This is a genomic window from Thermanaerovibrio acidaminovorans DSM 6589, from assembly GCF_000024905.1.
Taxonomy (GTDB): Bacteria; Synergistota; Synergistia; order Synergistales; family Synergistaceae; genus Thermanaerovibrio; species Thermanaerovibrio acidaminovorans.
Map to the genome: position 1 here is coordinate 189,224 of NC_013522.1, position 16,921 is coordinate 206,144.

Annotated in this window: 21 protein-coding genes; 14 read left to right on the top strand and 7 right to left on the bottom strand. The window is 65.4% G+C overall.

Features of this window, described 5'->3' with window-relative positions:
• Nucleotide 1 precedes the first annotated feature (1 nt).
• Nucleotides 2-2,047 carry a bifunctional diguanylate cyclase/phosphohydrolase gene (locus TACI_RS00830; protein WP_012868925.1) on the top strand — a complete coding sequence of 682 codons (2,046 nt, stop codon included), beginning with the start codon at nucleotides 2-4 and terminating at the stop codon, nucleotides 2,045-2,047.
• Here the strand turns inward: TACI_RS00830 and ybaK are convergent.
• Complete coding sequence (gene ybaK / locus TACI_RS00835; protein WP_012868926.1) at nucleotides 2,044-2,529, bottom strand: Cys-tRNA(Pro) deacylase; 486 nt, start codon at nucleotides 2,527-2,529, stop codon at nucleotides 2,044-2,046. The two genes, TACI_RS00830 and ybaK, sit on opposite strands and share 4 nt — an antisense overlap.
• A 107-nt stretch (nucleotides 2,530-2,636) precedes the next feature.
• Between ybaK and TACI_RS00840 the strand changes: the two genes are divergently transcribed.
• The 6 genes from TACI_RS00840 to TACI_RS00865 all read left to right on the top strand — a co-directional run bounded on the left by TACI_RS00840 (nucleotide 2,637) and on the right by TACI_RS00865 (nucleotide 5,951).
• On the top strand, nucleotides 2,637-3,761 hold the full coding sequence (locus TACI_RS00840; protein WP_278007113.1) for a PP2C family protein-serine/threonine phosphatase: 1,125 nt from the start codon (nucleotides 2,637-2,639) through the stop codon (nucleotides 3,759-3,761).
• 126 nt (nucleotides 3,762-3,887) lie between these two features.
• Entirely contained in the window at nucleotides 3,888-4,130 is a 243-nt protein-coding gene (locus TACI_RS00845; protein WP_164925078.1) for a trimethylamine--corrinoid methyltransferase, read from the top strand.
• Nucleotides 4,131-4,133: 3 nt separating this feature from the next.
• Nucleotides 4,134-4,640 carry a thioredoxin family protein gene (locus tag TACI_RS00850; protein WP_012868929.1) on the top strand — a complete coding sequence of 169 codons (507 nt, stop codon included), beginning with the start codon at nucleotides 4,134-4,136 and terminating at the stop codon, nucleotides 4,638-4,640.
• Complete coding sequence (locus TACI_RS00855) at nucleotides 4,637-5,281, top strand: cytochrome c biogenesis CcdA family protein (RefSeq protein WP_012868930.1); 645 nt, start codon at nucleotides 4,637-4,639, stop codon at nucleotides 5,279-5,281. Before TACI_RS00850 ends, TACI_RS00855 begins: the two co-directional genes overlap by 4 nt.
• A 79-nt stretch (nucleotides 5,282-5,360) precedes the next feature.
• Entirely contained in the window at nucleotides 5,361-5,684 is a 324-nt protein-coding gene (locus TACI_RS00860; RefSeq protein WP_012868931.1) for a hypothetical protein, read from the top strand.
• Nucleotides 5,685-5,714: 30 nt separating this feature from the next.
• On the top strand, nucleotides 5,715-5,951 hold the full coding sequence (locus TACI_RS00865) for a thioredoxin family protein (RefSeq protein ID WP_012868932.1): 237 nt from the start codon (nucleotides 5,715-5,717) through the stop codon (nucleotides 5,949-5,951).
• A gap of 37 nt (nucleotides 5,952-5,988) precedes the next feature.
• Here TACI_RS00865 and TACI_RS00870 read toward each other — a convergent pair whose 3' ends face one another.
• Together TACI_RS00870 and TACI_RS00875 are read right to left on the bottom strand one after the other, a co-directional pair.
• Nucleotides 5,989-6,291, bottom strand: a complete 303-nt coding sequence (locus TACI_RS00870) for an STAS domain-containing protein (protein WP_012868933.1) — start codon at nucleotides 6,289-6,291, stop codon at nucleotides 5,989-5,991.
• Nucleotides 6,269-6,706 (bottom strand): ATP-binding protein, encoded by a 438-nt coding sequence (locus TACI_RS00875; RefSeq protein WP_012868934.1) that lies wholly within the window; start codon nucleotides 6,704-6,706, stop codon nucleotides 6,269-6,271. The genes TACI_RS00870 and TACI_RS00875 overlap by 23 nt, the downstream gene beginning before the upstream one ends.
• Before the next feature lie 85 nt (nucleotides 6,707-6,791).
• On the opposite strand from TACI_RS00875, the gene TACI_RS00880 reads away from it, so the two are divergent.
• Both TACI_RS00880 and TACI_RS00885 read left to right on the top strand, forming a co-directional pair.
• The gene (locus TACI_RS00880; protein WP_423218552.1) at nucleotides 6,792-7,196 is read left to right on the top strand and encodes a ribonuclease HI family protein; all 405 of its coding nucleotides are present in this window, start codon (nucleotides 6,792-6,794) and stop codon (nucleotides 7,194-7,196) included.
• Between the two features lie 13 nt (nucleotides 7,197-7,209).
• Nucleotides 7,210-7,863 carry a GntR family transcriptional regulator gene (locus TACI_RS00885; RefSeq protein ID WP_012868936.1) on the top strand — a complete coding sequence of 218 codons (654 nt, stop codon included), beginning with the start codon at nucleotides 7,210-7,212 and terminating at the stop codon, nucleotides 7,861-7,863.
• Here TACI_RS00885 and TACI_RS00890 read toward each other — a convergent pair.
• Nucleotides 7,850-9,046, bottom strand: a complete 1,197-nt coding sequence (locus TACI_RS00890; RefSeq protein ID WP_164925079.1) for an MFS transporter — start codon at nucleotides 9,044-9,046, stop codon at nucleotides 7,850-7,852. The two genes, TACI_RS00885 and TACI_RS00890, sit on opposite strands and share 14 nt — an antisense overlap.
• 61 nt (nucleotides 9,047-9,107) lie before the next feature.
• Here TACI_RS00890 and TACI_RS00895 point away from each other — a divergent pair, with 61 nt between their 5' ends.
• Nucleotides 9,108-9,506, top strand: a complete 399-nt coding sequence (locus TACI_RS00895; RefSeq protein ID WP_012868938.1) for a hypothetical protein — start codon at nucleotides 9,108-9,110, stop codon at nucleotides 9,504-9,506.
• On the opposite strand, the gene TACI_RS00900 is transcribed toward TACI_RS00895, so the two are convergent.
• Nucleotides 9,503-10,393 carry a DMT family transporter gene (locus TACI_RS00900; protein WP_242601163.1) on the bottom strand — a complete coding sequence of 297 codons (891 nt, stop codon included), beginning with the start codon at nucleotides 10,391-10,393 and terminating at the stop codon, nucleotides 9,503-9,505. The genes TACI_RS00895 and TACI_RS00900 overlap by 4 nt on opposite strands.
• Nucleotides 10,394-10,554: 161 nt before the next feature.
• Between TACI_RS00900 and TACI_RS00905 the strand changes: the two genes are divergently transcribed.
• The 3 genes from TACI_RS00905 to TACI_RS00915 are packed head-to-tail and all read left to right on the top strand — an operon-like array spanning nucleotide 10,555 to nucleotide 12,668.
• Nucleotides 10,555-11,001: a nucleoside recognition domain-containing protein gene (locus TACI_RS00905; RefSeq protein WP_012868940.1), complete on the top strand. Its 447-nt coding sequence runs from the start codon at nucleotides 10,555-10,557 to the stop codon at nucleotides 10,999-11,001.
• A 1-nt stretch (nucleotide 11,002) separates the two neighbouring features.
• A complete protein-coding gene (locus TACI_RS00910) occupies nucleotides 11,003-11,479 on the top strand; it encodes a nucleoside recognition domain-containing protein (protein ID WP_164925080.1) in 477 nt (158 codons plus the stop codon).
• Nucleotides 11,457-12,668, top strand: a complete 1,212-nt coding sequence (locus tag TACI_RS00915; protein ID WP_012868942.1) for a metallophosphoesterase — start codon at nucleotides 11,457-11,459, stop codon at nucleotides 12,666-12,668. The genes TACI_RS00910 and TACI_RS00915 overlap by 23 nt, the downstream gene beginning before the upstream one ends.
• Here TACI_RS00915 and cls read toward each other — a convergent pair.
• On the bottom strand, nucleotides 12,639-14,219 hold the full coding sequence (cls, locus tag TACI_RS00920; RefSeq protein WP_012868943.1) for a cardiolipin synthase: 1,581 nt from the start codon (nucleotides 14,217-14,219) through the stop codon (nucleotides 12,639-12,641). The two genes, TACI_RS00915 and cls, sit on opposite strands and share 30 nt — an antisense overlap.
• The gene (locus TACI_RS00925) at nucleotides 14,210-15,460 is read right to left on the bottom strand and encodes a Glu/Leu/Phe/Val family dehydrogenase (RefSeq protein WP_242601123.1); all 1,251 of its coding nucleotides are present in this window, start codon (nucleotides 15,458-15,460) and stop codon (nucleotides 14,210-14,212) included. The genes cls and TACI_RS00925 overlap by 10 nt, the downstream gene beginning before the upstream one ends.
• A gap of 111 nt (nucleotides 15,461-15,571) precedes the next feature.
• Between TACI_RS00925 and TACI_RS00930 the strand changes: the two genes are divergently transcribed.
• The gene (locus tag TACI_RS00930; protein WP_012868945.1) at nucleotides 15,572-16,909 is read left to right on the top strand and encodes a DNA recombination protein RmuC; all 1,338 of its coding nucleotides are present in this window, start codon (nucleotides 15,572-15,574) and stop codon (nucleotides 16,907-16,909) included.
• The last annotated feature ends 12 nt before the right edge of the window (nucleotides 16,910-16,921 follow it).

Consider the following 16,921-nt stretch of genomic DNA (forward strand, 5'->3'; position numbering starts at 1 on the left):
AGTGGAGCAGGACCCTCAGAAGCGGGTCAGGGAGCTGGAGGCCCAGCTGGAGCAGGCCCAGCGGGAGAGGATGGAGGCGGTGATGGCCCTCCAGATAGCCATGGAGTTCAGCAGCCACCTGCCCTCCTCCTACAAGGATGGCCCCCTGAGGGACATGCTGGACGAGGCGGCCTCCAAGGTGAGGTCCATCCTCTCCCCAATCGCCTTCGCCTTCTACGTGGTGGCCCCCGGCTTCCCCAGCTTCGACCTGGCGGGCTGTTACCCCTCCTCCAAGATGCCCCTGCTGGAGAGGGAGAAGGACATCCTGATAGAGGACGGGTCCTTCGCCTGGGCGGTGGAGGTGAGCAAGCGCACCTGGTGCACCTCCAGCGACGGCAACCTGCGGATGCTGCTCCAGCCCATGGTGTCCAACGACCGGGTCATGGGGATGTTCCTGGCCGCCATGGACTTCGGCGACGTGCCGGACGTGAAGCTGGTCTTCCTGTCGGTGATCCTGAGCTCCCTGGCGGGGGCCATCCAATCAAGGCAGCTGATCGACGCCCTCAAGGAGGCCAACGGGGAGCTGGTGAGCCGTTGCTTCTCCCTGGAGCGGTCCAAGCTGGAGGCCCGGGCGGAGAGGCGCAAGCTGGACCAGGAGATCGCCGAGGCCCGGACCGAGGCCCGTGGGGCCCAGGAGCGGGTCTTCCAGGTCTTCGAGGCCATGGACGATCCGGTTTTATTGGTGGACCGGGGCCACAGGCTCTCCTACTGCAACGGGGCCTTCCTCTCCCGGTACGGCCTGTCCATGGATGAGGCGCTTGGCATGTCCCCCGAGGAGCTTCTGGGAGACGGGGACTACGCGGAGACCTGGCGGGGCCTCATCGGCCAGGCCCTCTCATCCAGCTCTCCGATCCGCCGGGACGTGGAGTCGGTGGCGGGTGGCTCCCGGGTGGTCTTCGACTCCTCCCTCTTCCCCATGAGGGGCCTCAGCGGAGGGGTGGAGGCGGTGGGGATCGTCTTGCGGGACGTGACGGAGCGGCGGGCGGCTGAGGAGATGATGCGCTTCATGGGCTACCACGACCCCCTCACTGGGCTCTACAACCGGCGGTTCTTTGAGGAGGAGATGAGGCGGCTCGATACGGACCGGCAGTTGCCCCTGTGTGTCCTCATGGGGGACGTGGACGGGCTCAAGCTCACCAACGACGTGTTCGGCCACCACGAGGGGGACCGGCTTCTGATGGACGTGGCGGAGCACCTAAAGCGGAGTATCCGGCGGGAGGACGTGCTGGCCCGGTGGGGAGGGGACGAGTTCGTGGTGCTGCTCCCCAAGACGGACCCGGAGGTGGCCATGGAGATAGCCCGGCGGCTGTCGGTGATGGACTCGAGCCGAAAGCCGGTGCCCTACAAGATAACCTTCGGCCTTGGGGTGAAGACGTCGCCGGAGCAGGACGCGAACTCGGTCCTCCGCATGGCGGAGGACCGGATGTACTCCCTCAAGGGCCGGGAGAGGGACTGGGTCCGGGAGAAGATCGTCAACTCCCTCATGCTGGACATCGAGAAGAGGTCCTGCGAGACCTGCGAGCACCGTAGAAGGGTAGCCAACCTGGCGCTGGGGATCGGTAGGGCCATGGGGCTGGAGGACGACGACCTGGAGCGGCTCATGCTCCTGGGGGAGTACCACGACGTGGGGATGATAGAGGTGGGGGAGGAGGTCCTCCGGAAGGAGGGCCCCCTGGACCGGTACGAGATGTCCCTGGTGATGAAGCACCCGGAGACCGGCTACCGGGTGGCCAACGCATCCTCGTCGTCGCTGGGGGAGATAGCCCGGCTGATCCTCCACCACCACGAGAACTACGACGGCACCGGCTACCCCCACGGGCTCAAGGGCAACCAGATACCCCTCCTGGATCGGATCTTCCGGGTGGCGGACTCCTACGAGGTTATCACCGGCGGCCGTCCCTATAGGCCCCCCATGAGCCCCGACCAGGCGCTGGAGGAGATCGCCTCCCGCTCCGGTACCTGGTACGATCCCGCAGTGGTGCAGGCCCTCCTGGGCCTCATGGGCTAGCCCTCCCGGGAGATCTTCCCCCAGGAGCCGGAGGTGGCCCTAAGGAGGTCATGGGGGTTCATGAGGACCTGCATGCCCCTGACGCCGGCGCTCACCGATATGAAGGGGAAGCTCCGGGCGGATTCATCGATGTAGGTGGGGAAGTGGCGCTTCATCCCCACCGGGGAGCAGCCCCCCCGGACGTAGCCGGTTAGGGGCTGGAGGTCCTTGAGGTCTATCAGCTCCACCCGTTTGTTGCCTGATAGGGCCGCAAGGGCCTTCATGTCCGCCTCACGGTTGCCGGGTATCACCGCCACCAGGTGACCGGTCCGGTCCCCCTTGAGCACCAATGTCTTGAAGACCTGCTCGAGGGGAAGGTTCACTTTCAGGGCCACCGCCCTGGCGGACAGATCTGACTCGTCCGCCTGATACTCCCTGGTCTCGAAATGAATCCCCATCTGTTCCAGGATCCGGATAGCGTTGGTTTTCCCCTTTGACTTCATGATCATCACCTCCTGCCGGGACGAGATTGATCGAAACGATTATAATCTGACAGAGATCCCTTGGGGGTGATCCGTTGAGCGATAAAATCGATCCTATAAGGGACCTGTTGAATTACCATCCGGATATGTTGTTTGTGCTGGATCGATCGGGCAGGATAGTTGAGGCCGGCGCGTCGGCTTTCGTGTTTTTGGGTCTAATGCCCAACGATATAAGGGGAACCAGCTTCGCCAACTTGTTGCCGCCGGACAGGAGGGAGGAGTTCCTTCGCTTTATATCGCGACCCAGGATGCTTAGAATGAACCGTTACCCGATGGTGAGGCACGATGGTGTGGAGGTCACCATGGAGCTCCACGTGTCCAAGGGCTCCTGGGCGGGAGAGGAGGCCATATACCTCACCGCCATAGACTTGTCGGAACGTGTCCGCTCCGAGGCTCAGGTGGAGTTCTACATGGAGGAGATGGAGCGGATCGCCATGAAGTTGCGGCAGACCCAGCAGGCCCTGGACGACCAGCTCCAGAAGGCGGCCAAGCTCCATCGGAAGCTGATGCCCGCCATCCCTAAGATGGAGGGCATCGTGGGAGCCGGCTGTTTCGATCCCGCCTCTCGCATAGGGGGGGACTTTTACGGGGTGGTTCCCCTGGGGGACCGGGCGCTGGCGTACCTGGTGGACGTGAGCGGACACGGGCTGGATGGGGCCCTCATCTCCCTTTTCGTTAGGGACTGGGTGGCGGAGTACCTTTCGGGCAGAACTCCCTCCCAGGTGGACCCCCTGAACCTGCTTGAACACATATCGAGCCGTTTCCTTGGGGAGGAACTCCTGTACGATTACTTCATCTGCCTCCAGATAGCCCTGTTTGACCGAGGCAAGGGCACGTTTCGCCTGGTCAACGCTGGCAACCCGGTGAGGCCCATGCTGTTCACCCCTGAAGGGGGAGTCGCGCTGTTGGACTGCGTTGGGACTCCGGTGGCAGGTTTGGGCGAAGAGGATATAACCCCGGTGGAGGTGCCGTTCCGGAGTGGCTCGAGGCTGCTCCTCCTTACCGACGGAGTTGTGGATCAGGACTCCTCTGGTGAGAGGTTTGGAGTCTTTAGGGTCAAGGACCTGCTGGAGCGCCACGGTGCGGAGTCGCCTGAGGAGATCCTCCGGGCGATATACTCCGCCTTCCAGACGTTCCTTGGCGATAAGCCCCGAAGGGACGACGTGACTATGCTGTGCTTCGGAGCGGAATAAACTCTGAGCGCAGAAAGGGGGATGGGGATGAAGGTTCGCATAACGTCCAGGTTCTGGTTGAACATGGTGTCGAAGCACGGACGTGACTTTAGGATGATTATGAGCACCATAATCGCCGGGTGATGAATGGCCTATAAAGGCCCGTCGGGCCTTTGGGGTGCGCCAGATGATGCGGAGAGACACCTTTTCGTCCCCTTCCAGGTGGAGGGGGAGAATGTCACCTGTTGGATTCAGGATCAGGTGTTGGATTGGATGGAGCGAAGTCGTCCATCCCCGGAGGGGGACTACCTATTCTTCGTGGAGGGAGTGGGGCGTCTTCGCTTCCGCCTGGTGGAAGATGATGTCCGGGTTGATCATGAGAGGGGGTAGGAGTTGAACTTCAAAAACAGGAGACTTTGGGCTGTTCTGGCGGTAATCATGGTGCTGTCCGCGGCCCTGCTGATGAAGGTTTTTGAGCGTCGGCGGGAGGCGGTGGAGGGTTTAACCTTCGAGGTTTCCGCCAGGTCGGAGATTGAGCGGGCCCTATCATCGGGGCTCCCGGTGATGATTGACTTCGGGTCCGAGTACTGCGGCCCCTGCCGGGCCATGGAGTCGGAGCTCATATGGGCGGAGGCCCTGGTTCGTGGCAAGGGGATCATTCTCTTCGCCGACGTGTGGAAGGATTCCTCCCTGGCGGAGGGTTTCCCCTTGCGGGTCATCCCCACCCAGTTCTTCTTCAACCGGGATGGGACCCCCCTGGCGGTGCCCAAGGACGACCAGCTGGGGCTCTTCGAGTACCGGGACGGATCGGGCCGACACGTCTACACCATCCACGAGGGGCCCTTGACGTCCCACCAGATCCTGGGGCTCTTCCGGCTCATGGGGGTGGACGTGGAGTGATCCACGGGGCGAGCCTTGTAGGGGCCTTTGGCATGGGCCTGTTGGGGGCCCTCTCCCCATGCCTTGCGGTGACGATCCCCATGACGTTGGCGCTGGCGGCGGGCACCCGATCCCCCTCCAGGGCAATGGGACTGGCCATGGGGCTTCTGCTGTGGGCCGGGATGGCCCTGGCCCTGGTTCCCCTGGGGGTGGGGGCCTCCTTCCTCGGGGGGGCGCTGAGGGCCCGGCCGGGGCTCCTCTACGGGGCCTTGGGGGTCCTGACAATGCTGGCGGGGCTGGGGACGCTGGACCTGATCCAGCTCCCCTCCGTGAGGCTCCCCATGCATGGCCGGTTCACCGGCCCCCTGGGGGCCCTGGCGGCGGGGTTCGCCATCGCCTTCCTGTCCTCCCCCTGCTCATCTCCCCTTCTCATCGCCGCCCTGGGGCTGTCCGCCTCCGGCGGGGCCATCAGCGCGGCGGCGGTGATGCTGGCCTACTCGGCGGGGCACTCGGTGCCGTTCCTGCTGGCGGGGGCCTCCGCTGCCCTGGTGCGCCGCCTCCTGGAGGACCGGCGGCTCACCGGGTCGGTGAGGATCGTAAGGATCGGGGCTGGCCTGGTGCTCCTGGGGCTCTCCGCCCGCTTCTTCTACCTTGCCCTCTGACCCGTACCCTTGGCGATCCGGTTGATATGTGATAATATCGTCACATGATTTGCGTAGCTCGAACGGAGGGATGCGGTCGGTGAGCAGGGGCTTTATAGTGGGTCCCAAGGGAAGCAAGGCCAATCCCATCTGTTGCTGTGGGGGCAGTCAGTGCGATCCGGAGATGACCCTTGAGGGGGCGGCGGAGGAGATCCGTAGGATCCTATCTGCTGAGGGGTTCGAGGACGTGTCGGTGACGGTGGAGGATCCGTCGGATCCGAGTTGTGACCATGTGGCCCGGAGGGCCGCGGAGTCATCGCCGGACCTTATTCCCCTGGTGATGGTGGACCACAAGGTGGCCGCCTACGGGGGAGTTAAGCCGGATCTGTTGCTAAGGATCCTTAGGAAGATGAAAGGGGTTTAGCGCCCCTATACCATTAGGGAGGTGTAGAGGATGGAGATACAGATACTGGGGACCGGCTGTCCCAAGTGCAAGAAGCTGACGGAGATGGCGGAGCAGGCCGCCAGGGAGCTGGGGCTGGAGTTCACCATCAGGAAGGTTTCGGACATAAACGAGATAATGGAATTCGGTGTAATGTCCACGCCAGGACTGGCGGTTGACGGTAAGGTGCTGACCGCGGGCCAGCTGCCCACCTACGAAAGGGTCAAGGACCTGCTGTCCAGGCTGTAGCCTTTGGCCCCGAGGGGATCTCCCCTCGGGGCTTCTCTCAGCGGGGGAAGAAGACCCGGTCCAGCCGGGTCAGCTCGAAGATCTCCAGCACCAGTCCCTGGGCGCCGGTGACGGTGACCCTCCCCCCCAGGGGGATGACCCGCTTCTGTATGCTTATTAGGAGCCCCAGCCCCGCGCTGTCGATGTAGTTCAGGTCCGTCAGGTCGAACTGGAAGTTCACCACCCCGTTGGCGATCTCGTCGAAGATCCGGGCCTTCATGTCCGCCACGTCCTCCACGTATAGGTGCCCCCGGACAGCCACGGTGGCCTTCTGTCCTTCAGTGGTTATGTTGTATCCCATCCTCATCCCCCCAGTAGGTGTCTAGTGACCTCTTCCGACCGGGCCTGTCCAGCCGGTGTTCCATGATGACCATCCGTCCCCGATCCTCGAATGCCAGCCGGTCCGCCATGGCTCCCATGAGCCAAAGCCCCCTGCCCCGGGGCACTTCTGGATCGCTGAGCCTGAGACGGGGCACGAAGCCCCTTCCCCCGCAGGAGACCTTTATGATCAGCCTTTCTTCCCCGGTGGTTTCTCTGGTATGCTTATCTATCTCCAGGACGATCGGGGGTTCCCCATGGAGGGCCGCGTTGTTCAGTGCCTCGTTGAGGGTTACGAAGATCCTAAGGGCCTTGGAGGGGGCCATGATCCTGAGGACCTGGAGGATCCGGTCCCGGGATCCCGCCAGCTCTTCCAAGGACTCGAAGACGAACCGCAAGGCCCTCACCCCCTTGGTCCAATGTTGTTCGTGGCTATTATAGCATTGCTATTCACCACTAAAATAAGTTTCACTGGAAGGATGAATGGACTTGTTCAAGGGATATTTCGATGGGGCGTCCCGGGGGAACCCGGGTCCCGCTGGGGCCGGTGCCCTGCTGGAGGATGAGGATGGTCGCGTGGTCTGGGAGCACCGGGAGTACCTGGGCAGGAGGACCAACAACGAGGCGGAGTACTGGGCTCTCATAGCCCTACTGGAGGAGGCCCGGTCCCGGGGGATAGACAGGCTCATCGCCATGGGGGACAGCCAACTGGTGGTGAGCCAGGTGACCCGAAAGTGGAAGATAAACATGCCGCACCTACGGGAGCTGGCCCGGCGGGTGTGGGAGCTTTCGGAGGGGATGGACGTGTCGTTCCGGTGGATACCCCGGGAGGAGAACCGCCGGGCGGACAGGCTGTCCAACCAGGCCATAGACATGGCTAGCGAATAGGGGGTCGATCTGGTTGATTAGTTCCACCGCCGCGGACGAGGCCTACAGGGCCATACGGCTGAAGATAATGCTGGGGGAGCTGAAGCCCGGGGAGAGGCTATACGAGAACCTGCTGGCGGACATGCTGGGCATAAGCAGGACCCCGGTCCGGGAGGCCATAAGGCGTCTTGACTCTGACGGGCTGGTGACCTTGGTCCGTAACGGCGGTGCCTGGGTGTCCAACCCTACGGAGGAGGAGATCCGGGACGCCTTTGAGCTGCGGGTGATTTTGGAGGGCATGGCGGCCCGCCGGGGTGCCGTGGGGCGCAGGACCTCCACCTTGAGGCGCCTGGAGGAGGTGGTCCACCGGGAGGAGCTGGCAGTGGACCAGGGGGATATGGAGGGCTACATAGACGCCAGCTGGATGTTCCACCGGCTGGTGGGGGAGTCCTCGGGGAGCAAGACCCTCCTGGAGTGTTTGGATCGTCCCTTGGCCAAGACCTTCGCCTTCGCGGTGCTGCACCGGGAGCTCTTCGAGGGGGAGATGGGTCTGGGCAGGGCCTCCACGGGTGACCACGCCGCCATAGTCCGGGCCCTGGACCAGGGGGCCCCGGACCTGGCGGAGGAGCTGGTGCGCCGTCACGTGATCCACGTGGCGGAGAGGATGGGGTTCCCTATCGGTTCCTGAGGCTCGTCATGAGTAGCCCCCCGGAGAGCAGGGTGAGCACCCCGCCCAGGGCTATCCCCATGGAGACCCCCAGGGCCTTGGAGAGCCCGCCGATGATCAGGCTCCCAAAGGGGCCCATGCCCATTACCGCCAGGATGTAGAGGCTCATGACCCGGCTCCGCTTGGAGTCCTCCGCGTTGAGCTGCAGGAGGGTGTTGCTGCCGATGAGGCACATCACCATGGAGAACCCGGCGCAGGCCACAGAGATCATGGATAGCCCGGTGACCCTGGAGGCCCCGAAGGCGGTAAGCGAAAGGCCAAAGGCCAGCACCGCGGTGGGGAGTAGCCTCTTGAGGTCCATCCCGCTGGCCCAGGCCATGAAGAGGGCCCCGGTGAGCCCCCCGACCCCGGTGGCGGAGGTGAGGAGCCCCAGGGTTACGCTGTCCCCCCGGAGGACGTCCCGGGCCACCGCAGGGAGCATCACCAGGTAGGGGAAGGCGAAGAAGGAGAGGGCCGATAGGGTCAGCAGGACCGACCGGATGGTGCGGTTCTCCATCCCGTACCGCCAACCCGCCAGCAGGTCATCCAGGGTGGAGGACCTGCTGGCTGGGCGATCCACCCTGGGGAGGTTCATCATGGTGAGGGCCTTGAGGGTTGCCAGGTAGGAGACCCCGTTGGCCAGGAAGCAGATCCCCTCCCCCAGCTTCGCTATGGCGAAGCCCGCCACCGAGGGGCCCACCAGCCGGGCCAGGTTGAAGAGGGAGGAGTTCAGCGCCAGGGCGTTGCCCAGGTCATCCCGGTTGTCCAGCAGCTGGGGCACCATGGAGTGGCGGGTGGGCATCTCGAAGGAGTTTATGACCCCCATGGCGGCGCTGAGGAGCACCACGTGCCAGAATGATATTACTCCCGCCAGGGTGAGGATCCCCAGCGCCAGGGCCTGGAGGGCGCAGAGGGCCTGGCATACGAACAGCGTCCTCCTCAGGTCCAGCCGGTCCAGCACCGCCCCGGTGAAGGGGGTGAGGAACAGCATGGGGATGGAGCCCGCGAAGTCCACGGTCCCCAGCGCCATGGGGGAGTCAGTGAGCCGGTAGACCAGCCATCCGGTGGCCACCTTCTGCATCCAAAAGCCGGTGAGGGAAACCGACTGGCCCATGAAGAAGAGCCGGAAGTTCCGGTGCCTAAGGGATCTGAAAAGTCCTCTCATGGAACCCAACGCCCCTTCCGAATATAATTTTGAGGATAACCATCCACTCGGAGGTATTGCCATGAGCGTTACGCCCGACTCCCCGGAGGATCGTCTCCGCCTGAGCGCCTACAACGCGGAGCGCCTGGTGGCGGTGCTGGCCACCTTGGCGGACCGGATCGACCAGGCGGTGTCCAACCGGAACCAGGAGCTGGTGGATCACTACCAGCGGGAGTTCCAGAAGGCCTCCCTCAAGTTCATGGGCAACGTGGAGGCCCTGCTGGACGAATACTACCTCATGAGGGGCCGCAAGAGGTCCCGGATCGCCAACGAGCCCCTGGAGCCTAGGGAGCTGGAGGAGATCTACGCCTCGGTGAGGCGCATGATCGACCTGCTCCCTCCGGAGGAGGTCCAGCGCCTGGAGGCCGCCTCCCCCCAACGGTCCCCGCTACCCAAGGGCAGGCTGGACGTGAAGGGCTAGAGGGCCCCGATGATGGCGGAGCCCAGGACCACCATGCCCACCCCGATCCACTGATGCCTGGCCAGCCTCTCCCCCATGAAGGCCACCGCCACTAGGGCGGTGATTATGGGGCTGGAGGCGGTTATGGGGGTTATCAGCGACGCGGGGGACATGGTGAGGGCCACCGCGAAGGTGTAGCCCCCCAGGGCTAGCCCTATGGCCCCCGCCACGTTCAGGATCAGCCAGGTCTTGAGGGGTATCCGGGCCAGGGCCCGGCGCCTCTCCGGTCTCGACCCGGGCCCCCTGAACCAGAGCCCCCAGGCCACCACCACCAGCGTAAGGGACCTCCACCAGTTGGCCCCCACCGGCGAGAGCCCGCCGGCGGTGACCAGCCACCGGGTCATGGGGATGCTCACCCCCCAGCAGGCGGCGGCCCCAAGGGCCTTTATGTAGCCCCCTATGGGGTAGACCCTCTCCCCTTCCCGATGAGGCTCCATCTTGAGGAGCACCAGCCCCAGCACGATCAGCCCCGTGGCCATCAGGTGTAGCACCCCGGGCCTCTCCTTGAGCCACAGGACGGACACCAAAGTCACCATCAGGGGATAGGAGCTGCCCACCGACACCGCCCGGCTCACCCCAAGCTCCTTTATGGCCCCGAAGTAGAGCTGGTCCCCCAGGTAGTTCCCTAGCACCACGTTCAGCACCACCATCACCGCCGCCAGTGCCCCGTTGGGCACGAACCCCCCGGAGCGGGTCAGGAGGGCTATGAGGGTCATCCCCAGAAGGAACCCGAAGGACCTCATGGGGTTCACGTCCTCCCGCCGGACCCCCCTCATCCCGACCTTTAAAAGTATGGGGGATATGGCCCAAAAACAGGCGGTAACTAATCCAAGAAACAGGCCTAACATGCTCACCGGATAATCGGCCTCCTCGTCTTACTTGGTAAGTTTGAGCATAGGCCCAAAGGGCCCAAAGGTCAAAGGGGATGTTATCATCATCATGGGGTCCGTGGTAGCCGGGTCTTGGCTTGGGGGCGGGCCCCATTAGATCGGCCGTGGGGGGATGAGGGTTGAGCGGATCTGGCGGGTTGGAGTTCCTTTTGGAGTCCATCCAGCGGGGGGTTAAGTTGGGGCTAAGGACCACCTGGACGCTGGTGAAGATATCGGTGCCGGTCTACGTGGTGGTGTCCCTCCTGGGGGCCACGCCGGCTTTGGGGTGGGTGGCCAGGCTCTTTGGCCCCCTGATGGGGATCTTCGGCCTGCCCGGGGAGGCCGCCATGGTGCTGGTGGTGGGGAACGCCATAAATCTCTACGCCGCCATAGGGGCCATGAAGGCCCTGGATCTCACCGGTTACCAGGTGACCACCCTGGCGCTGATGCTGTCCTTTTCCCACAACCTCTTCGTGGAGGGGGCCCTGTGCCGCAAGATGGGGGTCTCCTTCTGGCTCATGGCGGCCATCCGGTTGGGCATGGCGTCCGCCGCGGGGCTTTTGATGGGCACGTTAGGGGGTGCGTGAGGTGGATCTGGCGTTGAAGATAGCCCTTGGGGCTATGAGGTCCGTGAAGAACCTGGCGGTGGTGGTGATCCCCCTGATGATCTTGATGCAGCTGGCCAGGGACTACCGGCTGATGGAGCGGCTATTAGGGGCCTTCGCGCCGGTCTCCCGGGCCCTCGGGATGTCCAAGCGGGCGTCGCTGCCCCTCCTGGTTGGGCTCGCCTTCGGCCTGGCCTACGGGGCAGGGGTCATAATCCAGGCCTCGGAGGAGGAGGGGCTCAGCCTGAGGGACCGGTTCCTGGTGATCCTCTTCCTGGTGGGGTGTCATGCGGTGGTGGAGGACACCCTGGTATTCGTGGCGGTGGGGGCCAACGGCTGGCTCCTCATAACCGCCCGGATCCTGGCCGCCTCGGCCATAACCGTCCTTTGCGCCCGGTTCCTGCCCAGGAGCGCCTTCCGGGTCAAGGTGGATCCCCATGGGGACCGCTGCGGGGGGTAGGGGCCTCACGCTCCGGCGGGCCTACGTGGGCCATGCGGTGGCGGCGCTGGCCACCTTCGCCCTCCTTGCCGGCGGCCTCTTCGCCTACCGCCGGTGGGTGCTCCCCTTCGACGGGGCCCTGACCGCCCTCCTGCTCCTCGCCCCGGTCACCGGCTTCTCCCTCCTCACCCCCTTCCTCCGCCGGCGTCTTGCGGGTCCCATCGGGGACTTGGTGGAGGACGCATCCTACCTGGCGGTGCCGGTGGGGTTCCTGTGGGGGCTACTGACCTGGGGGCTGGTGGCCCTCCGGTGCCTTGGGCTCTGGCGGGCGGTGTCGGCGGTGCCTTTGGGGGCCCTGTGGCGCCTGATACCCGCCCCCTGGGACCTGGGATTGACCCTTGGGGTCTCGGTGCTGGCGGTGGCCTGGGGGCTCGGGGAGGCGTCCCGGGTGCGGGTGGTCCGGTACGTGGTGGGATCCGATCGACTCCCCCCGGGGACCTCCATAAGGGTGGTCCAGATATCGGATCTGCACCTGGGGATGGTGAACGATCGGGCCTTCGTGGCCAGGCTCTGCGAGACCTTGAGGGGGCTCGAGCCCCACCTGCTGGTCTCCACCGGGGACCTGTTGGACGGGCCGCCGGAGGGGCTTAGGGACCTGGCGGAGGCTCTGGCGTCGGTGCCGCACCCCCTGGGGGCCTACGCGGTGTTGGGCAACCACGAGCACTACGCGGGGTTGGAGGAGGCCATGGAGTTCCACCGGGCCTGCGGTATGCGGATCCTCCGGGACCAGTGGGTCCCGGTGGGGCCCCTTAGGATCGTGGGGGTGGACGATCCGGGCTACCTTTCGGGGCCCGGGAGGTCCCGGGAGGAGGCGGAGCTCTGGGGATCGGTGCCGGAGGACGGGGTCTTCACCCTGGCTCTGAAGCATAGGCCCACTGTCCACCGGTGTTCCGCCGGCAGGTTTCAGCTTATGCTATGCGGTCACGTGCACGGGGGGCAGATCTTCCCCTTCACCCTGCTGGCCCTGTCCGCCTACCGGCACTCCAAGGGGCTCAAGCGGATGAAGGGGCCCTTCGAAGGTAGCCTGGTCTACGTGAGCGCCGGCACCGGCACTTGGGGGGCTCCGGTGAGGCTGATGGCCCCCCCGGAGGTGACGGTGTTCCAGCTGGTCCACCGGAGCTCAGAGCTCCGGGGAGAGGAGGCGGAATGAGGAGTCCAGTAGCCTCTCCCACAGCCCCCGGGAGGCCCACTCCTCCCGGGTGACCAGGTGGCTGTCCATGAAGTCCTTCACGAAGTCCGCCTCCAGCCGCTCCACCGTCCGCCGGTGGTGGATGAACGCCTGGACCTCGTAGTTTATCTCCAGGCTCCTCACGTCCAGGTTCAGGGTCCCCACCGCCGCCAGCTCCCGGTCAACGATCATGGTCTTGGCGTGGATGAACCCCCGCTGATACCGATATACCTGGACCCCCGCCTCCAGCAGCTCCCCTATGTGGTGCCTGGATGCGAAGTAGACGGTCCGGTGGTCCGGCCTGCCGGGGATCACCAGCCTCACGTCCACCCCCCGCATGGCGGCGGTCCTCATGGCCTCCATCACCTCCATTCCGGGCACCAGGTAGGGGGTGGTGAGCCACAGCCTCTCCCGGCAGGCCCCCATGGCGGCCAGGTAGGCGTGCTTGAGCGGGTCCCCCGGCGAGTCGGGGCCCCCGGTGGCCACCTGGACGAAGGGCCCCCCCCACGCGGGGGGCGGGTTCCAAAGGGGAAGCTCCTCCCCGGAGGCGAAGCGCCAGTCCCGACGGAACACGTCGTCCAACCCCAGGGCCCCGTCCCCCCGGATCCTCAGCATGGTGTCCCGCCAGGGGGATAGCCCCTTGGCCAGCCCCACGTACTTGTCCCCCACGTTGAAGCCCCCCACGAAGGCCACGGACCCGTCCACCACCAGGATCTTCCGGTGGTTCCGGTAGTTGAACTCCCGGCGGAACATGGGGAACGATATGGGCAGGAACGGCACCGCCCGGACCCCCGCGGCCTTTAGCTCCTCCAGCAGGTCCCTCTCGAGCCCCCAGCTTCCCACCCCGTCGTACAGGAGCCGCACCTCCACCCCCCGGCGGCGGGCCTCCGTCAGCAGCTGGGCGAACCTGCGGCCGGTGCCGTCGCTGGTCAGGGAGAAGAACTGGGCGTGCAAGTACCCCTTGGCCTCCTCCAGGGCGGCGAACATGGCGCCGAAGGCGCTGGCCGAATCGGACAGGATGGTAGGATCCTGGAAGGCCAGGGGAAAAGCCCCGTTGGTCCTGACCAGAAGCCTGGCCACCCCCTGAAACTCCGAAGGGGGGATCTCCACCTCGAGGGGGTATCTTCGGTGACGAGCTAGCTCCTGGTGCCGCCGCCTCAGGGCCCGGGCGGAGGCGAACTTGGGGCCCACCAGAAGGTAGGCCACCAGCCCCAGGAGGGGCACCAGCGCCAGGGCCATGAGCCAGGCCACCGTCCGGTCCGGGTTCCGGTTCTCCAGCAGTATCACCGCCCCAATGACCACCCCGTACAGGGCCACCGAGAGGGGGTTGAAAAGCGCCCCCCGGGCCAGGGCGTAGCCCCGTCCCACCAGCCCCAGGAGCTCCCGGATCAGCCCCCCGTGGGCCCAGCCCCGCTGGATGGCCCCCAGGGCCAGCCTGAAGGACGGCAGGTTCGAAAGGATCACCAGGAGGAGCCCCAGTCCCAGGAGGGCCAGCAACGTCCCCCGCTTGATGCTACCCCTCCTCAGGGCCATACCCCCTTGAGCTTCATTGCCCTGAGCACCCTGCCCACCCCCCTTACGAAGGCGGCGGTCCTCAGGGGTATGCCGTAGGTCTCCGATAGCTCCAGGGTGTCCCACATGGCCCCCTTCAGCTTCTCCTTCAGCTTACGGACCACCTTTGAGTGGCGCCATACCTCCCCGGATCTGCACTGGACCCACTCGAAGTAGCTCACCGTGACGCCCCCGGAGTTGGCCAGCACATCGGGGATCACCACCGTACCCTTGTCCGCCAGGATCTGATCCCCCTCCGGCGTGGTGGGGGCGTTGGCCAGCTCCAGCACGATCTGGGCCCTCACCGCTGGGGCGGTCCGGTCGTTTATGGCGCACTCCAGCGCGGCGGGGACCAGCACGTGGCAGTCCACCCCGAAGATCTCGTCCCCGGTAATGTTGTCCGCGTCCCGGTAGTCCCTTAGGACCCCGGTCATTATCTTGTGGGAGCTAAGGTCCTCCGGGTCAAGTCCCCCCTCCCGGTAGACCCCCCCGTGGCTGTCCGTGATGGCCACCACCCTGAACCCCATGGCGCTCAGCGCCCGGTGGGCGGTGATCCCCAGGCTGCCGTACCCCTGGATGGCCACCTTCATTCCCCTGGGGTCCTTGCCCATCCGGCGGAGCACCTTCTCCAGCACGAAGGCGCCCCCCATGGCCCCCGCCTCCCCCCGGCCCTGGGAGCCCCCCACCTCCGGTGGCTTGCCGGTGAAGGCCCCGGGGGAGCTGATACCCCGGACCTTCTCGAAGGTGTCCAGCATCCAGGCCATTATCTGGGGGTTGGTGTTCACGTCCGGGGCGGGGATCTCCACCTCCTCCCCGCTGTCGGAGGCGATGGCCATCCCGTATAGCCGGGCCAGCCGCTCCAGCTCCTCGTGGTCCAGCTGGTGGGGGTCCACCTTGACCCCCCCCTTGGAGCCCCCGAAGGGGAGCCCCGCGGCGGAGCACTTGACGGTCATCCAGCCCGATAGGGCCATGATCTCCTCCCGAGAGGCCTCCCGGTAGAACCGGACGCCCCCCTTGTAGGGACCCAGGGCGTTGTTGTGCCGGCTCCGCCAGGCCTTTATGGGCCGGATGGTGCCGTCGGACATGCGAAGCGGGAGGGTGTACTCGGTCACCTCCCGAGGCTCCAGGAAGATGGGAAGGAGCTCCGAGTTGGCCCCCAGGTAGGGTTCCGCCCTCTCCACCTGCTTAACGAACATGGAGTAGAGATCGTAGACCACCGTCATACCCCCTTCGTCCCTCTGGACGGTTGAATGCCTGATGGTATGAGAATATCATAACGGTTCCGCGGGCGGTCTCGGTGGTCCGCGAAACATGGGTGAACTGGAGGTGCGGATTTGAACTACCTTGTTTTGGCCCTATCGGGCCTCGGGGTCTCGGCGGCCAACCTGGCGGTGTCCATTTGGATCCTTGGCAGGGTGAGGGCCCAGCAGGGGGAGGTCCAGCGGGACATCAGGCGCCTGGAGGAGGCCCTGTCCAGGGAGGCGGGGCAGGTCCGGATGGACATGAGGTCCCTCCGGGAAGAGCTCCTCAAGTACCAGCAGGACCAGCGGGTGGAGCTGAGGAACCTGGTGGAGACCTCGTCCATCCGCCAGATGGACGCCCTGTCCCGGGGGATGGAGTCCCTGGGGCAGGGGCAGGCCTCCCAGCTGGAGAGGATCCTGAAGGGGCTGGAGGCCTCCTCATCCCGGGTCTTCCAGGGGCTGGGGACCATGAACGAGTCGGTGCTTAGCGGTCTGTCCCGGGTGCAGGAGGTCCTTGCGGAGGGGATGGAGCGCATAAGGCGGGGCAACGAGGAGAAGCTGGACCGGATGCGGGACGTGGTGGAGGAGAAGCTCCAGGGGGCGCTGGAGAGGCGGCTTGGGGAGGCCTTCAGCTCCGTGTCCGAGAGGCTCGAGAAGGTCCACCAGGGGCTGGGGGAGATGAGGGCCCTGGCCAGCGACGTGGGGGACCTGAAGCGGGTGCTATCCAATGTGAAGAGCCGGGGGATCTGGGGGGAGATCCAGCTGGGGAACATGCTGGAACAGGTCATGTCCCCGGACCAGTACGGGGTGAACGTGCAGGTGGTTCCCGGGTCCTCCAACCGGGTGGAGTTCGCGGTGAAGCTGCCGGGGGACGAGAGCCCCGTGTGGCTCCCCCTGGACTCCAAGTTCCCCCAGGAGGACTACCATCGGCTGCTCAGCGCCCAGGAGGCGTCGGATCCGAAGGGGGCGGAGGAGGCCCGGCGGGAGCTGGCGAACCGGATAGTGGCGGAGGCCAGGTCCATAAGGGACAAGTACGTGTGTCCCCCCCACACCACCGACTTCGCGGTCATGTACCTGCCGGTGGAGGGGCTCTACGCGGAGGTGCTGAAGGCTCCCGGGCTGGCGGAGAGGCTTATGACCGAGTTCCGGGTGGTCCCCTCGGGCCCCATGGTCCTGGCGGCGCTGCTGAACAGCCTGCAGATGGGCTTCAGGACCCTGGCGATCCAGCGCAGGTCCGGGGAGGTCTGGAAGCTACTGGGTCAGGTGAAGGGAGATCTCAGGAGGTTTGGGGAGATGCTGGAGAAGGCCCGGCGGAAGATCCAGGACGCGGGGGACGAGCTGGACCGGGCGGCCAGCCGGAGCAGGACCATGGAGAGGCGCCTTCGGGACGTGGAGGAGCTACCAGAGGAGGCCGGGCAGGGGGTGGAGTAGGGGGGAGTCGCC

Excerpts from the sequence above, each read along its gene's own strand:
- TACI_RS00915 (WP_012868942.1), top strand. The coding sequence starts at position 11,457 with ATGGGGACCGCTGCGGGGGGTAGGGGCCTCACGCTCCGGCGGGCCTAC.
- TACI_RS00925 (WP_242601123.1), bottom strand. The coding sequence starts at position 15,460 with ATGACGGTGGTCTACGATCTCTACTCCATGTTCGTTAAGCAGGTGGAG.
- ybaK (WP_012868926.1), bottom strand. The coding sequence starts at position 2,529 with ATGAAGTCAAAGGGGAAAACCAACGCTATCCGGATCCTGGAACAGATG.
- TACI_RS00895 (WP_012868938.1), top strand. The coding sequence starts at position 9,108 with ATGAGCGTTACGCCCGACTCCCCGGAGGATCGTCTCCGCCTGAGCGCC.
- TACI_RS00865 (WP_012868932.1), top strand. The coding sequence starts at position 5,715 with ATGGAGATACAGATACTGGGGACCGGCTGTCCCAAGTGCAAGAAGCTG.
- cls (WP_012868943.1), bottom strand. The coding sequence starts at position 14,219 with ATGGCCCTGAGGAGGGGTAGCATCAAGCGGGGGACGTTGCTGGCCCTC.
- TACI_RS00890 (WP_164925079.1), bottom strand. The coding sequence starts at position 9,046 with ATGAGAGGACTTTTCAGATCCCTTAGGCACCGGAACTTCCGGCTCTTC.
- TACI_RS00900 (WP_242601163.1), bottom strand. The coding sequence starts at position 10,393 with ATGTTAGGCCTGTTTCTTGGATTAGTTACCGCCTGTTTTTGGGCCATA.
- TACI_RS00870 (WP_012868933.1), bottom strand. The coding sequence starts at position 6,291 with ATGGGATACAACATAACCACTGAAGGACAGAAGGCCACCGTGGCTGTC.
- TACI_RS00845 (WP_164925078.1), top strand. The coding sequence starts at position 3,888 with ATGGCCTATAAAGGCCCGTCGGGCCTTTGGGGTGCGCCAGATGATGCG.
- TACI_RS00880 (WP_423218552.1), top strand. The coding sequence starts at position 6,792 with ATGGACTTGTTCAAGGGATATTTCGATGGGGCGTCCCGGGGGAACCCG.